Raw genomic sequence first — 15811 nt, 5'->3', positions numbered from 1 at the left:
GCCATGGTCAACATGGCCAATCGTCCCAATGTTGCAGTGCGGCTTGTTCCGTTCAAACTTCGCTTTAGCCATCGTGGTGGTCTCCGTAAAGCGCTTTTTATCGCGTATCTGACTGGTTAACGGCGGCTTACGCCATCTTCGCTTTCACTTCGTCGGCGACTGCCTGCGGCACCGCCTCGTAGTGATCGAAGAACATGGAGTACTGTGCACGGCCCTGGCTCATCGAGCGCAGGTTGTTCACATAGCCGAACATATTGGCCAGCGGCACCATGGCATTGACGACGCGGGCATTACCGCGCTGATCCATGCCGGTAACCTGGCCGCGGCGGCTGTTCAGGTCGCCGATGATGTCGCCCATATAATCTTCCGGCGTCACCACCTCGACCCGCATGATCGGCTCCAGCAGCTTCGGGCCGGCCTTGGCGATGCCTTCCTTGAAGGCAGCGCGCGCGGCGATTTCGAAGGCCAGAACGCTGGAGTCAACGTCATGGTAGGCGCCGTCGACCAGCGTGACCTTGAAGTCGATCACCGGGAAGCCGGCGATGACGCCCGAGTCGCGGGAAGAATTCAGGCCCTTTTCGACGCCCGGGACATATTCCTTGGGCACCGAACCGCCAACGATGGCGTTGTGGAACAGGAAGCCTTCGCCCGGCTGCTGCGGCTCGAAGCGCAGGCTGATCTTAGCGAACTGACCAGAACCGCCCGACTGCTTCTTATGAACGTAGTCAACCTCGGCGACCTTGCTGATCGTCTCGCGGTAAGCCACCTGCGGAGCGCCGACATTGGCCTCCACCTTGAACTCACGGCGCATGCGATCGACGATGATCTCGAGATGCAGTTCGCCCATGCCCTTGATGACCGTCTGACCGCTCTCATTGTCGGTCGACACGCGGAAGGACGGATCCTCCTGCGCCAGACGGTTCAGCGCCAGGCCCATCTTCTCCTGGTCGGTCTTGGTCTTCGGCTCAACCGCGACCTCGATCACAGGCTCGGGGAATTCCATACGCTCCAGGATCACCGGCTTCAGCGGGTCGCACAGCGTGTCACCCGTGGTCGTGCCCTTCAGCGCGGCAATGGCGACGATGTCACCGGCGCGCGCTTCCTTCACGTCTTCGCGGCTGTTGGCGTGCATCAGCAGCATGCGGCCGACGCGTTCCTTGTCACCCTTCACCGAGTTCAGGATCGAGGTACCGGTTTCGACAATGCCGGAATAGATGCGCACGAAAGTCAGCGAGCCGACGAACGGGTCGGTCATGATCTTGAAGGCCAGCGCCGAGAACGGCTCGTCATCGCCGGTCTTGCGGATGATTTCCTTTTCCGGGTCGTCCACATCCACGCCGCGGATGTTCTCGACGTCGGTCGGGGCCGGCAGGAAATCGACAACCGCGTCCAGCAGCGGCTGCACGCCCTTGTTCTTGAAGGCCGAACCGCAGATGACCGGGACGAACTTGCCGGCGATGCCACCCGCGCGGATGCACTTCTTCAGCGTCGCGACATCCGGCTCGTTGCCTTCGAGATAGGCCTCCATCGCGGCGTCGTCCATTTCGACGGCAGCCTCGAGCAGGGCCATGCGGTATTCAGCCGCCTTGTCCTTCAGGTCGGCCGGAATGTCTTCATAGACAAATTCCGCACCCAGCGACTCATCCTTCCAGCGGATGGCGCGCATCTCGACCAGATCGACGACACCGACGAAATCGGCCTCGGACCCGATCGGCAGCTGCAGCACCATCGGCTTCGCGCCCAGCCGGTCGACGATCATGTCGACGCAGCGATAGAAGTCCGCACCCGTGCGGTCCATCTTGTTCACGAAGCAGATGCGCGGAACCTTGTACTTGTCGGCCTGGCGCCACACGGTCTCGGACTGCGGCTCAACACCGGCCACACCGTCGAACACCGTCACGGCACCATCGAGGACGCGCAGCGAACGCTCGACTTCGATGGTGAAATCGACGTGGCCCGGCGTATCGATGATGTTGATACGGTGGTCGCGCCACTGACAGGTGGTCGCAGCCGACGTGATGGTGATGCCGCGTTCCTGCTCCTGCTCCATCCAGTCCATCGTGGCAGCGCCATCATGGACTTCGCCGATCTTGTGGGAACGGCCGGTGTAGTAGAGAACGCGCTCGGTCGTCGTCGTCTTGCCGGCATCAATGTGCGCCATGATGCCGATATTGCGATAACGATCGAGGGGTGTGGTCCTGGGCATAGTGTGGCTCCGGTCCGATCCGTCTTCTTACCAGCGGTAATGGGAGAAGGCGCGATTCGCCTCCGCCATACGATGCGTGTCTTCACGCTTCTTCACGGCGCCACCGCGATTGCCGGCAGCATCCATCAGCTCCGACGAAAGGCGATCGGTCATCGTCGTCTCCGACCGCTTGCGCGAGCTGTCGATCAGCCAGCGGATCGCCAGCGCCTGGGCACGCTCGAAGCGCACCTCGACGGGCACCTGATAGGTGGCACCGCCAACACGGCGGGAGCGCACCTCAAGGGCCGGCTTCACATTGTCCAGGGCCTCGTGGAACACCTTGAGAGGGTCCTGGCCGCTGCGCTTCTCGATACGCTCGAAAGCGCCGTAGATGATCTTTTCGGCGGCCGACTTCTTGCCGTCGTACATCAGGCTGTTCATGAACTTGGTCAACACCTGATCGCCGTACCGGGGATCGGGGAGAACCTCACGCTTCTCTGCGCTATGGCGACGTGACATGGATGAGGCTCCTTACTTCGGCCGCTTCGCGCCGTACTTCGAACGGCGCTGGCGACGATCTTTCACGCCCTGGGTATCCAGCGTGCCGCGGATGATGTGATAGCGGACGCCGGGAAGATCCTTCACACGGCCGCCGCGGATCATCACCACGGAATGTTCCTGCAGATTGTGGCCCTCACCCGGGATGTAGCTTGTCACTTCAAACCCGTTGGTGAGACGAACGCGCGCCACCTTACGAAGCGCCGAGTTCGGCTTCTTCGGGGTGGTGGTGTAGACGCGCGTACAAACGCCGCGCTTCTGCGGGCAGGCCTCAAGGGCCGGCACTTTATTTCGCGCAAGCTGCTGCTCGCGCGGCTTGCGGATGAGCTGGTTGATCGTCGGCATACAGTCGTTTCCCTGCGACCCTAGTAACAAAAACCGTAACCATCGCCCAAAAGGCGAAACGTCACCTTTCGGAACCTTCGTTCCGCCCGGTGGCTTGGATACTGTGTCGAACCAAAATATCTTCCGTACCCGGTCTAGGACTGACGCCACGACAAAGCCGCGACACCGTATCCTTGAACCGGAGCGGACTGCGTTTAGACCGTGAAGCCTACCGCCAGCCCCCGCTAAGGTGGGCGGATACTATTCAAGCCCCCACCCAGCGTCAAGCAAAACCGCGTATTGATTCACGTTTTGCCATATCCGTAAGAAAACCGAACCCCGCGGTACGGAATACGAAAGATTCGTATCGCACCGCGGGGCCGGGTTTCATCTCGTTAGCCGATCCGGCTGCCTGTACAGGCAATCACGGCCGGCAACCTTGTCACGCAACCGACGCGTCGGGAGCATCGCCGGCGGGGACCAGCGGGGTCTCCTTGGCATCGCTGCCCATCGCATCGCGGTCGCGGTCGGCGGCGATCCGGCGGATGCGGGTCATGAAGGCGCCGGTGCCGGCCGGAATCAGGCGGCCAACGATGACGTTCTCCTTCAGACCATCCAGCGTGTCGATCTTGCCGTTCACAGCGGCATCGGTCAGCACGCGGGTGGTCTCCTGGAACGAGGCAGCCGAGATGAACGACTTGGTCTGCAGCGAGGCCTTGGTGATGCCCTGCAGAACCGGCGTTGCCACGGCCGGACGGCCATCCTCGGCAATCGCCTTCTCGTTCTCGATCTCGAATTCGCTGCGGTCGAGCAGCTCGCCGACCAGCAGCGTGGTGTCGCCCGGCTCCTGCACCTCGACCTTCTGCAGCATCTGGCGCGAGATCACCTCGATATGCTTGTCGTTGATCTTCACGCCCTGCAGTCGATAGACCTCCTGGATCTCGTTCACGAGATAGGCGGCCAGAGCCTCCACGCCCATGATCGACAGGATGTCGTGCGGCACCGGATTACCGTCCATCAGCAGATCGCCGCGCTGCACGAAGTCGCCTTCATGCACGGAGATATGCTTGCCCTTCGGGATCAGGTACTCGCGGGGCTGTTCGCCCTCCTCGGCCGGAACCACCACAATGCGGCGCTTGTTCTTGTAGTCCTTGCCGAACTCGACCCGGCCGTCGATCTCGCTGATGATGGCGAAATCCTTCGGGCGCCGGGCCTCGAACAGCTCGGCCACACGCGGCAGACCACCGGTGATGTCACGAGTCTTCGAGCTTTCGCGCGGGATACGGGCAAGCACGTCGCCAGGGCGGACCTTGGAACCGTTCTCGACCGACAGGATCGCATCCACGGCCATGAAGTAGCGGGCCTCCAGACCGTTGGCCAGCTGCACCACCTCGCCCTTGGCGTCGCGCAACGTGATGCGCGGCTTCAGGTCGTTGCCGCGCGACTGCTGCTTCCAGTCAACCACGACCTTCGAGGAGATGCCCGTCGCCTCGTCGGTGACCTCACGCATGGAGAGGCCCTCGATCAGATCGACGTAATTGGCGATGCCTTCCTTTTCCGTGATGATCGGAAGGGTGTAGGGATCCCACTCCGCCATCCGCTGGCCGCGCGTGACGGTAACACCCTCATCGGCCAGCAGCTTGGCGCCGTAAGGCACGCGATGGCGGGCCTTTTCACGGTTCTGGTCGTCAAACAGCACGACCTCGGTATTGCGGGCCATGACCACGGGGATACCGTCGGAGTTCACCACCACATTGCGGTTGGAAATCTTCACGGTACCGTCGATGGTCGCTTCCACGCTCGACTGTTCGGCGCCACGCTGGGCGGCACCGCCGATGTGGAAGGTACGCATGGTCAGCTGCGTGCCCGGCTCGCCGATGGACTGCGCGGCGATGACGCCGACAGCCTCACCGATATTGACCGAGGTGCCGCGCGCCAGATCGCGGCCATAGCACTTGCCGCAGATGCCGATCCGCGTCTCGCAGGTCAGCGGCGAGCGGATACGGACCTGGTCGATACCGGCCTGGTCGATCAGATCGACCTCCGCCTCGGTGATGATCTCGCCCTGCTTCACCAGCATGTCGCCGGTCAGCGGGTGGACGATATCCTCCAGTGCGGTGCGGCCCAGCACGCGTTCGGCCAGCGGCGAGATAACCTCGCCGCCATCGACGACCGCGCGCAGCGTGATGCCGTTCTCGGTGCCGCAATCCTCCTCGATGACGATGCAATCCTGCGCCACATCGACCAGGCGACGGGTCAGGTAGCCGGAGTTCGCGGTCTTCAGGGCGGTGTCGGCCAGGCCCTTACGGGCACCGTGGGTGGAGTTGAAATACTCCAGCACGGTCAGGCCTTCCTTGAAGTTGGAGATGATCGGCGTCTCGATGATCTCGCCCGACGGCTTGGCCATCAGGCCGCGCATGCCGGCCAGCTGCTTGATCTGGGCGGCGGAGCCACGCGCACCGGAATGCGCCATCATCCACACCGAGTTGACGTAGCCGTCCGCCGCGGCGGTCGACATCTTCTTCATCATCTCGTCGGCGACCTTGTCGGTGCAGCCCGACCAGACGTCGATCACCTTGTTGTACTTCTCGCCCTGGGTGATCAGGCCGTCCATGTACTGCTGCTCGAACTCCTTGACCTTCGCCTGGGCCTCTTCGATCAGCTTCACCTTGGCTTCCGGGATGATCAGATCGTCCTTGCCGAAGGAAATGCCGGCGCGGCAGGCCTGGCCGAAGCCCAGCGTCATCAGCCGGTCGGCGAAGATCACCGTCTCCTTCTGACCGCAATGGCGGTAGACGATGTCGATGACGTTGGAGATTTCCTTCTTCGTCAGCAGGCGGTTGACCAGCTCGAACGGCACATTCTTGTGCTTCGGCAGGATCTGCGCCAGCAGCATGCGGCCGGGCGTGGTCTCGACCAGCTTGGTGACAGGCGTGCCTTCGGCATCGACCGTCTCCAGCCGCGCCCTGACCTTGGCCTGCAGGTTCACCGAATTGGTGGCCAGCGCATGCTCGATCTCGCCGATGTTGGAGAACACCATGCCTTCGCCCTTCACGCCGGCACGTTCCAGCGTGATGTAGTACAGGCCCAGGATGATGTCCTGGCTGGGCACGATGATCGGCTTGCCGTTGGCCGGCGAGAGGATGTTGTTCGTGCTCATCATCAGCACGCGGGCCTCAAGCTGCGCCTCCAGCGAGAGCGGCACATGGACCGCCATCTGGTCACCGTCGAAGTCGGCGTTGAAGGCGGTGCAGACCAGCGGATGCAGCTGGATCGCCTTGCCCTCGATCAGCACCGGCTCGAAAGCCTGGATGCCCAGTCGATGCAGCGTCGGCGCGCGGTTCAGCATCACCGGATGCTCGCGGATCACCTCTTCGAGGATGTCCCAGACTTCCGGCCGCTCCTTTTCCACCATGCGCTTGGCGGCCTTCAGCGTCGAGGCCAGGCCATACAGCTCCAGCTTCGAATAGATGAAGGGCTTGAACAGCTCCAGCGCCATCTTCTTCGGCAGGCCGCACTGGTGCAGCTTCAGCTCCGGGCCGACCACGATGACCGAACGGCCCGAGTAATCGACGCGCTTGCCGAGCAGGTTCTGGCGGAACCGGCCCTGCTTGCCCTTAAGCATGTCGCTCATCGACTTCAGCGGGCGCTTGTTGGTGCCGGTGATGACGCGGCCACGGCGGCCATTGTCGAACAGCGCGTCAACCGCCTCCTGCAGCATGCGCTTCTCGTTACGCACGATGATGTCCGGCGCACGCAACTCGATCAGCCGCTTCAGGCGGTTGTTACGGTTGATGACGCGGCGATACAGGTCGTTCAGGTCGGAGGTCGCGAAACGGCCGCCATCCAGCGGGACCAGCGGGCGCAGCTCCGGCGGAATGACCGGGATAACGTCCATGATCATGAAGTCGGGGCGGGTGTTCGACGCCATGAAGGCATCGACCAGCTTCAGCCGCTTCACCAGCTTCTTGCGCTTCGCCTCGGAGGTGGTCTCCTTCAGCTCCACGCGCATGCGGGTGCGCTCTTCCTCCAGGTCGATCTTGGACAGGATCGCCTTGATCGCCTCGGCGCCGATGGAAGCCTCGAAGGCCTCCTCGCCGAACTCGTCCTGGTACTTGAAGTAATCTTCCTCGCTGAGCAGCTGGTGCAGCTTCAGCGGAGTCAGGCCCGGCTCGATGACGACGTAATTCTCGAAATACAGCACGCGCTCAAGATCCTTGAGCGTCATGTCCATCATCAGGCCGATGCGGCTGGGCAGCGACTTCAGGAACCAGATATGGGCGACCGGCGAGGCCAGCTCGATATGGCCCATGCGCTCGCGCCGCACCCGCGACAGGGTGACCTCGACGCCACATTTCTCGCAGGTGATGCCCTTGTACTTCATGCGCTTGTACTTGCCGCACAAGCACTCGTAATCCTTCACCGGGCCGAAGATGCGCGCGCAGAACAGGCCGTCGCGTTCCGGCTTGAAGGTACGGTAGTTGATCGTCTCCGGCTTCTTGATCTCGCCGAAGGACCAGGAGCGGATCTGCTCCGGGCTGGCGATCGAGATGCGGATCTCGTCAAAGCTCTGCGGGCCAGTGTCCTGGCCGAAAATCTTCATGAGCTCGTTCATTGCACGCTCTCCCAGCTGGGTGGCGGTAAAGACAGGCAGAAGCGCGCTTAAGCGCGCTTCTGCTGCAGTTCGACGTTGAGACCCAGGCTCTTCAGTTCCTTCACCAACACGTTGAAGGATTCCGGAATGCCCGCCTCGAAATTATCGTCACCCTTGACGATCGCTTCATAGACCTTGGTACGACCGGCGACGTCATCCGACTTCACAGTCAGCATCTCCTGCAGCGTGTAGGCGGCACCATAGGCTTCCAGCGCCCAGACCTCCATTTCGCCGAAGCGCTGACCGCCGAACTGTGCCTTGCCGCCCAGCGGCTGCTGGGTGACCAGGCTGTACGGGCCGATGGAGCGGGCGTGGATCTTGTCGTCCACCAGATGATGCAGCTTCAGCATGTAGATGAAGCCGACAGTCACCTTGCGGTCGAATTCCTCGCCCGTACGGCCGTCGCGCAGCACCACCTGGCCAGACCGGTCGAGACCGGCGCGTTCCAGCATGGCCACGATGTCGTCCTCACGGGCGCCATCGAAGACCGGCGTCGCAACGGGCACGCCGTTGCGCAGATTGCCGGCCATCTCCAGCACCTGATCGTCGTCAAGTTCGGCGATCGCGGCGTACTCTTCCTTATTATAGATGTCGGCAAGCTTCTCGCGGATTGCAACCGCGTGCTTCTTGGTCTCGCCATTGGCACGGGCCGCTTCGCGATAACCATCGACCATCTGGCCAATCTGACGACCGATACCGTTCGAGGCCCAACCCAGATGGGTTTCCAGAATCTGCCCGACATTCATGCGCGACGGCACACCCAGCGGGTTCAGCACGATATCGACCGACGTGCCGTTCTCGTCATAGGGCATGTCCTCGATCGGGACGATCTTGGAGATGACGCCCTTGTTGCCGTGACGGCCGGCCATCTTGTCACCCGGCTGCAGCTTGCGCTTCACCGCGATGAACACCTTGACCATCTTCATCACGCCCGGCGGCAGTTCGTCGCCGCGCTGCAGCTTTTCGACCTTGTTCTCGAAACGCGCCTGCAGGACGCCGACCGCATCGTCGAACTGGGTCTTCATCGCCTCGACGTCATCCATGATGGCGGCGTCGTCGACGGTGATCTGCCGCCACTGGCCCGGCGTATAGCCAGCCAGGATTTCTTCGGTCAGCGTGACACCGGCCTTCATGCCCTTCGGACCGCCGCTCGCCTTCTTGCCGAGCAGCATTTCCTTCAGGCGCGTGTTGAAGCTGCGCTCCAGGATCGCGCGTTCGTCGTCGCGGTCCTTGGCCAGGTGCTCGATCTCGGCCCGTTCGATGGCGAGCGCACGCTCGTCCTTGTCCACGCCGCGGCGCGAGAACACCCGCACCTCGACGATGGTGCCGGTCACCCCCGGCGGCACACGCAGCGAGGTGTCGCGCACGTCGGAGGCCTTCTCGCCGAAGATCGCGCGCAGCAGCTTCTCTTCCGGGGTCATCGGCGATTCGCCCTTCGGCGTCACCTTGCCCACCAGAATGTCGCCGGCATTCACCTCGGCACCGATATAGACGATGCCCGCCTCGTCGAGATTCTTCAGCGCTTCTTCGCCGACATTCGGGATGTCGCGGCTGATTTCCTCCTGGCCCAGCTTGGTATCGCGGGCCATGACCTCGAATTCCTCGATATGGATCGAGGTGAAGACGTCATCGCGCGCGATGCGCTCGGAGATCAGGATCGAATCCTCGAAATTGTAGCCGTTCCAGGGCATGAAGGCGACGAGCACATTGCGGCCCAGCGCCAGCTCGCCCAGTTCGGTCGAGGGGCCGTCGGCGATGATATCGCCCTTCTTCACCACATCGCCCTTGCTGACCAGCGGCCGCTGGGTGATGCAGGTGTTCTGGTTGGAGCGCTGGAACTTCAGCAGATTGTAGATATCGACGCCCGACGCCGCGGCCGAGGTTTCCTCGGTCGCCCGGATCACGATGCGGGTGGCGTCCACCTGATCGATGATGCCGGCACGGCGCGCGCCAATGGCAACGCCGGAATCGCGCGCCACGATGCCTTCCATGCCGGTGCCGACCAGCGGCGCCTCGGCACGCAGCAGCGGCACGGCCTGACGCTGCATGTTGGAGCCCATCAGCGCGCGGTTCGCGTCATCGTTCTCCAGGAACGGGATGAGCGCGGCCGCGACCGAGACGAGCTGCTTCGGCGACACGTCCATAAGGTCGATATCTTCCGGGCGGCCCAGCGTGAAGTCGCTGGCCCGGCGCACCGACACCAGGTCGGACACGAAGCGGCCATTCTCGTCCAGCTCGGCATTGGCCTGGGCGACCGTGTACTTGCCCTCCTCCATCGCCGACATGTAGACGACTTCGTCGGTGACGACGCCGTCCTTCACCTTGCGATAGGGCGCCTCGATGAAGCCGTACTGATTCACCCTTGCGTAGGTCGCCAGGCTGTTGATCAGGCCGATATTCGGGCCTTCCGGCGTCTCGATCGGGCAGATCCGGCCGTAATGCGTCGGATGCACGTCGCGCACCTCGAAGCCGGCACGCTCGCGGGTCAGACCGCCCGGCCCAAGCGCCGACAGGCGGCGCTTATGGGTGATCTCCGACAGCGGGTTGGTCTGGTCCATGAACTGCGAGAGCTGCGAGGAGCCAAAGAACTCCCGCACCGCCGCCGCCGCCGGCTTGGCGTTGATCAGATCGTGCGGCATGACGGTGTCGATCTCGACCGAGCTCATGCGCTCGCGGATCGCGCGCTCCATGCGCAGCAGGCCGATACGGTACTGATTCTCCATCAGCTCGCCGACCGAACGCACACGGCGGTTGCCGAGATGATCGATATCGTCGATCTCGCCGCGGCCGTCCTTCAGATCGACAAGCGTCTTCAGGATGGCAAGGATGTCCTCCTTGCGCAGCACACGCAGCTGATCCTCGGTCTTCTGGTCGAGGCGGGCATTCATCTTCACCCGGCCAACCGCGGACAGATCATAGCGCTCGGAATCGAAGAACAGCCCGTGGAACAGCGCCTCGGCGGTCTCCAGCGTCGGCGGCTCGCCCGGGCGCATCACGCGGTAGATGTCGATCAGCGCGTCTTCGCGGGTGTTGTTCTTGTCGGCCGCCAGCGTGTTGCGCATATAGGCGCCGACCGTCACATGGTCGATGTCGAGCACCGGAATCTCGGTGATCTTGGCTTCGACCAGCCCGTCGATCAGTTCGGTCGTCAGCTCGTCGCCGGCCTCGATATAGACCTCGCCGGTCTCCTCGTTGATGAGGTCGGCGGCGACGAACCGGCCGACCATCGCCTCGGCGGTGACGAACACCTCGTCCAGCCCGTCTTCCTGCAGCTTGCGGCCCAGGCGCGGGGTCATCTTGGTGCCGGCCTCGGCCATCACCTTGCCGGACGCGGCGTCGATCAGATCATCGATCAGCTTCACGCCGCGCATCGCCTCGGGGCGGAACGCGGTCTTCCAGCCCTTGCCGGCCTGGCTGTAGGTGATGGTGCTGTAGAAGGCGGAGAGAACCTCCTCCTTGCTCATCCCGGTGACGCGGCTGCGGTCGACATCGACGCCATCAGCCTCGCACTGCTTCACATACTCCTCACCTTCATTGCCGATCAGCGCGAACAGCAGGGTCGTGGCGGGCAGCTTGCGGCGGCGGTCGATGCGCACATAGACCAGATCCTTGGCATCGAATTCGAAATCCAGCCAGGACCCGCGATAGGGGATGACGCGCGCGGCGAACAGATACTTGCCAGAGGAGTGCGTCTTGCCCTTGTCATGGTCGAAGAACACGCCCGGCGAACGATGCATCTGCGAGACAATGACGCGCTCGGTGCCATTCACGATGAAGGTGCCGTTCGCGGTCATGAGCGGCATATCGCCCATGTACACGTCCTGCTCCTTGATATCGCGGATCGACTTGGCGCCGGTATCCTCGTCGATATCCCACACCACCAGGCGCAGCGTGACCTTCAGCGGCGCCGCGTAGGTGATGCCGCGCTGCTGGCATTCCTCGGTATCGTATTTCGGTTCCTCGAACTCGTACTTCACGAATTCGAGCATGGAGCGCTCGGAGAAGTCCTTGATCGGGAAAACCGACTTGAACACTTCCTGCAGCCCGGCGGTGGGGCGCGTCTCCGGCTTCGCGTCCATCTGCAGGAAGGCATCGTACGACGCCTTCTGCACCTCGATGAGGTTGGGCATGGGCGCCACTTCCGGGATACGGCCGAAGGATTTACGGATTCGCTTACGACCGGTAAAGGAAAGAGCCATTGTTGCCCCTCTGAGCGAAATGGTTGCAACCAAGCGAAAACCGGCTCTACCGGTAATCGCCGCGACGCCTGCTACACGGAGTGCGGCATGGCGTCCCTATCTGCCTCGTCTGCCGGACCGGCCGGGAAACCCGGAGTCCAACCGACGACACACGCCGTTTTCCTGCCCCCTAAAGGGAAACGTCCAGGAAAACGGCCTGTGCCGCCGAAAACGCAAAAACAGCCGCACCGGCGGCGGGAAGAACCCGCCGCCGGACGACCGCAATAACCGACGAAGTCGGCAATTTACTTAATCTCGACAGTGGCACCCGCCTCTTCGAGCTGCTTCTTGATCTTGTCGGCCTCTTCCTTGTTCGCGCCTTCCTTGACGGTCTTCGGCGCGGCCTCGACGAGATCCTTGGCTTCCTTGAGGCCCAGACCGGTGATCGCGCGAACTTCCTTGATCACGTTGATCTTCTTGTCACCGGCGCTGGCCAGGATGACGTCGAAGTCGGTCTTCTCTTCGGCAACCTCGGCGGCGCCGCCAGCGGCACCAGCAGCGGCAGCCACGGCAACCGGCGCCGCGGCGGAAACGCCCCACTTCTCTTCCAGCATCTTGGCCAGCTCGGCGGCCTCGATGACGGTCAGGCTGGACAGGTCTTCAGCCAGCTTCTGCAGATCGGCCATATCAGTATTCTCCTAAGCTTGAACTTCAGTAATCGTTGTAAACGGGACGGTTCGCACCGTCTTAACCCTGTTGGGCCTTAGCATTGAGCACGCGGGCAAGCTGTGCCGCGGGCGCCTGGATGACGCCAGCCAGCTTGGTCGCCGGGGCCTGCAGCAGGCCGACGATCTTGCCGCGCAGCTCGTCCAGCGACGGCAGGGTGGCCAGATTCTTGATGCTATCGACATCCAGCATCTGGTCCCCGAACGCGCCGCCCACGATGGTCAGCTTGTCGTTCGCCTTGGCGAAATCGACAGCCACCTTCGCCACTGCCACCGGGTCCGCCGCCGTGCTAATCGCCGTCGGTCCGGTGAACAGCGCATCGAGCTGCTCATATTGCGTGCCCTTCAGGGCGAGACGTGCCAACCGGTTCTTCGTGACCTTGTAGCGCGCGCCGGCTGTCCGCATCTTGGCGCGAAGGTCCGACACTTCGGCGACGGTGAGGCCCGACTGACGGGTCACCACGACGATGGCGGTTTCGCTCAAGGTACGGTTCAACTCGCCGACCAGCACTTCCTTTTCGGTACGGTTCAACGGTCGTCTCCGCTCTGATCCGCCGCGACACGCCCCCGGGGGTGCGGGTGTTGGCGGATGGTTCACTCTGGGCCCGGACGAAACCGGACCCGGCTTGTCTGTCCTGAAGTTCAAGCCGTTCGAAAACGGTCTCTCCCCCCATCTATGCAGGACGGCATTAAGCCTTCCGGTGTCCCGGTCGGCGCCTGCAGTCTCGGACAGGTTGGCGACGGGCGAACCCGCCGCCTTTTACCGTCCGGCCGAAGCCGGACGGAAACAGATTGCGCCGTCCGGCTTACGCCGAGACGGTACCGACATCCAGCTTCAGGCCCGGCCCCATGGTGGAGCTGAGCGAGATCTTCTTGATGTAGGTGCCCTTGGCGCCTGCCGGCTTGGCCCGGCTGACCGCGCCGACGAATGCCTTCAGATTTTCGAGCAGCGCCTCCTCGGAGAAGCTGACCTTGCCGATGCCGGCATGGATGATGCCCGCCTTCTCGACGCGGAACTCCACCTGGCCGCCCTTTGCCGCCTTCACCGCCTCGCCGACATTCGGCGTGACCGTGCCCAGCTTCGGGTTCGGCATCAGGCCGCGCGGGCCGAGAACGCGGCCGAGCTTGCCAACCACCACCATCATGTCCGGCGTGGCGATCACGCGGTCGAAATTCATCTCGCCGGCCTGCACCTTCTCGGCCAGATCGTCGTCACCGACGATGTCGGCGCCGGCGGCCCTCGCCTCTTCGGCCTTGTCGCCCTTGGCGAACACCGCGACGCGAACGCTCTTGCCGGTACCGTTCGGCAGCGAGATCATGCCACGGACCATCTGGTCGGCGTGGCGCGGATCGACGCCCAGATTCATCGCGACTTCGACGGTCTCGTCGAACTTCGCCGTGCTGGACCCCTTGATCAGCTTCACCGCCTCGGCGGCATCATAGGCCTTCAGGCGATCGACGCCCTCATAGGCCGCAGCCATACGCTTTGCCTGCTTTGCCATCGTCTTACTCCGTCACCTGAATGCCCATGGAGCGCGCCGAACCGACAAGCATGCGGCAGGCGGCGTCGACGTCGTTCGCATTCAGATCGGGCATCTTCTTTTCCGCGATCTCGCGCAGCTGGTCCATCGAGACCGTGCCGACCGTGCCCTTGCCCGGAGTCGGCGAGCCCTTCGGCAGCTTGGCGGCCTGCTTGATGAAGAAGCTGGCCGGCGGCGTCTTGGTGACGAAGCTGAAAGTCCGGTCGGCATAGGCCGTGATCACCACCGGCGTCGGGGTGCCCGGATCCACGCTCTGCGTCGCCGCATTGAAGGCCTTGCAGAATTCCATGATGTTCAGACCGCGCTGGCCGAGGGCCGGGCCCACGGGCGGCGACGGGTTGGCTTTACCAGCCGGAATTTCCAGCTTGATATAGCCGACGATCTTCTTTGCCACTGTCTAACCTCCTTATCGGGAAGGAGCGTGGTGCGGGCATGGCGGCCCTTCCACGCGCGAAACGCGCCGCGCCGGAGCGCGGTGCGGAAAAAATCATCAAACCTTTTCGACCTGGGCGTATTCCAGATCGACCGGCGTCGAGCGCCCGAAGATCGACACCGCGACCTTGAGACGCGCGCGCTCCTCGTCAACCTCTTCGACAAAGCCGTTGAAGGAGGTGAAGGGACCGTCGGAAACCCGCACCTGCTCGCCCACCTCGAAGGTGATCGAGGGCCGGGGGCGTTCCACGCCCTCCTCGACCTGGCGCAGAATCCGGTTGGCTTCGGCCTCGGTGATCGGCATCGGCTTGCCGCGGCCGCCCAGGAAACCGGAAACCTTCGGCGTGTTGCGCACGAGATGCCAGGTTTCGTCGGTCAGGTCCATGTTCACCAGGAGATAACCCGGCAGGAACTTGCGCTCGGCGTTCACCTTCTGGCCACGGCGCATCTCGACCACTTCCTCGGTCGGGACGAGCACATCGCCCATCAGGTGATCAAGCCCCTTGCGCAGGGCCTGTTCCTTGATCGACTGCGCCACCTTCTTCTCGAAGCCGGAATGAGCGTGCACGACGTACCACTGCTTGGCCACGATGGTCAGCCCCCCAGCCCGAGAATCTGTCGCACGCCGAATGCCAGCACCTGATCGACCAGGAAAAAGAAAATCGCCGCCACGAACACCATCACCAGCACGGTGACTGTCGTAACTGCCGTTTCCTTCCGGGTCGGCCAGGTAACCTTGGCCATTTCCTGACGCACCTGCCGCACGAATTGTGCGGGAGAGGTCTTTGCCATGCAAAACCGCTCTCGTTAACGTAAAAACAAACTACGCCGCACCCACAATGTGCCCGGCGCTTCGAACCCGATCCAGACGATGACCCGCCAGAATGCTGGCAGGAGTGGAGGGGCTCGAACCCCCAACCCCCGGTTTTGGAGACCGGTGCTCTACCAATTGAGCTACACTCCTAGGCACATCACCCTCCCTTTCGGGACGGCAAAGACCGGGCCGGAAGCCCAGTAGCACCGGTTCGGAACCTGTCAACGCCCTATGTCAAAGGGCGCAAATATTGGTCCGAACCGGGGCGCGCGTCAAACACTTCCTGCAAACTGTTGAGTTTGCAGGAAGTTTGACGCCCGGACCCCGATTACTCGACTACTTTGGCGACGACGCCGGCGCCGACGGTGCGCCCACCTTCGCGGATCGCGAAGCGCAGGCC

12 protein-coding genes and 1 tRNA gene are annotated in these 15811 nt (G+C 62.9%); all 13 read right to left on the bottom strand.

Annotation, left to right across the window (positions count from 1 at the left end; genetic code table 11):
• Nucleotides 1–127: 127 nt before the first annotated feature.
• A complete protein-coding gene (gene fusA / locus BKM74_RS18195; RefSeq protein WP_086467111.1) occupies nucleotides 128–2206 on the bottom strand; it encodes an elongation factor G in 2079 nt (692 codons plus the stop codon).
• A 27-nt stretch (nucleotides 2207–2233) separates the two neighbouring features.
• Nucleotides 2234–2704: a 30S ribosomal protein S7 gene (gene rpsG / locus BKM74_RS18190; RefSeq protein WP_086467110.1), complete on the bottom strand. Its 471-nt coding sequence runs from the start codon at nucleotides 2702–2704 to the stop codon at nucleotides 2234–2236.
• A 12-nt stretch (nucleotides 2705–2716) separates the two neighbouring features.
• On the bottom strand, nucleotides 2717–3088 hold the full coding sequence (gene rpsL / locus BKM74_RS18185; protein WP_008946261.1) for a 30S ribosomal protein S12: 372 nt from the start codon (nucleotides 3086–3088) through the stop codon (nucleotides 2717–2719).
• 421 nt (nucleotides 3089–3509) lie between these two features.
• The gene (rpoC, locus tag BKM74_RS18180) at nucleotides 3510–7682 is read right to left on the bottom strand and encodes a DNA-directed RNA polymerase subunit beta' (protein ID WP_086467109.1); all 4173 of its coding nucleotides are present in this window, start codon (nucleotides 7680–7682) and stop codon (nucleotides 3510–3512) included.
• 47 nt (nucleotides 7683–7729) lie between these two features.
• Nucleotides 7730–11920: a DNA-directed RNA polymerase subunit beta gene (gene rpoB, locus BKM74_RS18175; RefSeq protein WP_086467108.1), complete on the bottom strand. Its 4191-nt coding sequence runs from the start codon at nucleotides 11918–11920 to the stop codon at nucleotides 7730–7732.
• Between the two features lie 284 nt (nucleotides 11921–12204).
• Entirely contained in the window at nucleotides 12205–12585 is a 381-nt protein-coding gene (gene rplL / locus BKM74_RS18170; RefSeq protein ID WP_086467107.1) for a 50S ribosomal protein L7/L12, read from the bottom strand.
• A gap of 61 nt (nucleotides 12586–12646) precedes the next feature.
• A complete protein-coding gene (gene rplJ / locus BKM74_RS18165; protein ID WP_086467106.1) occupies nucleotides 12647–13156 on the bottom strand; it encodes a 50S ribosomal protein L10 in 510 nt (169 codons plus the stop codon).
• A 274-nt stretch (nucleotides 13157–13430) separates the two neighbouring features.
• On the bottom strand, nucleotides 13431–14126 hold the full coding sequence (gene rplA, locus BKM74_RS18160; RefSeq protein ID WP_086467105.1) for a 50S ribosomal protein L1: 696 nt from the start codon (nucleotides 14124–14126) through the stop codon (nucleotides 13431–13433).
• A 4-nt stretch (nucleotides 14127–14130) separates the two neighbouring features.
• On the bottom strand, nucleotides 14131–14559 hold the full coding sequence (rplK, locus tag BKM74_RS18155) for a 50S ribosomal protein L11 (RefSeq protein ID WP_086467104.1): 429 nt from the start codon (nucleotides 14557–14559) through the stop codon (nucleotides 14131–14133).
• Between the two features lie 96 nt (nucleotides 14560–14655).
• Entirely contained in the window at nucleotides 14656–15186 is a 531-nt protein-coding gene (gene nusG, locus BKM74_RS18150) for a transcription termination/antitermination protein NusG (protein ID WP_086467103.1), read from the bottom strand.
• A 5-nt stretch (nucleotides 15187–15191) separates the two neighbouring features.
• On the bottom strand, nucleotides 15192–15389 hold the full coding sequence (secE, locus tag BKM74_RS18145; protein WP_008946269.1) for a preprotein translocase subunit SecE: 198 nt from the start codon (nucleotides 15387–15389) through the stop codon (nucleotides 15192–15194).
• 96 nt (nucleotides 15390–15485) lie between these two features.
• Nucleotides 15486–15561, bottom strand: a tRNA-Trp gene (locus BKM74_RS18140).
• Nucleotides 15562–15739: 178 nt separating this feature from the next.
• The coding region (locus BKM74_RS18135) for an EF-Tu C-terminal domain-related protein (RefSeq protein ID WP_217895483.1) at nucleotides 15740–15811 on the bottom strand (72 nt) is incomplete at its 5' end.

The organism is Oceanibaculum nanhaiense (assembly GCF_002148795.1).
GTDB classification, from domain to species: domain Bacteria; phylum Pseudomonadota; class Alphaproteobacteria; order Oceanibaculales; family Oceanibaculaceae; genus Oceanibaculum; species Oceanibaculum nanhaiense.
The sequence above is the reverse complement of the archived record's forward strand: the minus strand, read 5'-3'. Positions and strand labels throughout refer to the sequence as shown.

What these genes read in the sequence shown, in the direction of transcription:
- fusA (WP_086467111.1), bottom strand. Translation starts at nt 2,206, where the DNA reads ATGCCCAGGACCACACCCCTCGATCGTTATCGCAATATCGGCATCATG.
- rpsG (WP_086467110.1), bottom strand. Translation starts at nt 2,704, where the DNA reads ATGTCACGTCGCCATAGCGCAGAGAAGCGTGAGGTTCTCCCCGATCCC.
- rpsL (WP_008946261.1), bottom strand. Translation starts at nt 3,088, where the DNA reads ATGCCGACGATCAACCAGCTCATCCGCAAGCCGCGCGAGCAGCAGCTT.
- rpoC (WP_086467109.1), bottom strand. Translation starts at nt 7,682, where the DNA reads ATGAACGAGCTCATGAAGATTTTCGGCCAGGACACTGGCCCGCAGAGC.
- rpoB (WP_086467108.1), bottom strand. Translation starts at nt 11,920, where the DNA reads ATGGCTCTTTCCTTTACCGGTCGTAAGCGAATCCGTAAATCCTTCGGC.
- rplL (WP_086467107.1), bottom strand. Translation starts at nt 12,585, where the DNA reads ATGGCCGATCTGCAGAAGCTGGCTGAAGACCTGTCCAGCCTGACCGTC.
- rplA (WP_086467105.1), bottom strand. Translation starts at nt 14,126, where the DNA reads ATGGCAAAGCAGGCAAAGCGTATGGCTGCGGCCTATGAGGGCGTCGAT.
- secE (WP_008946269.1), bottom strand. Translation starts at nt 15,389, where the DNA reads ATGGCAAAGACCTCTCCCGCACAATTCGTGCGGCAGGTGCGTCAGGAA.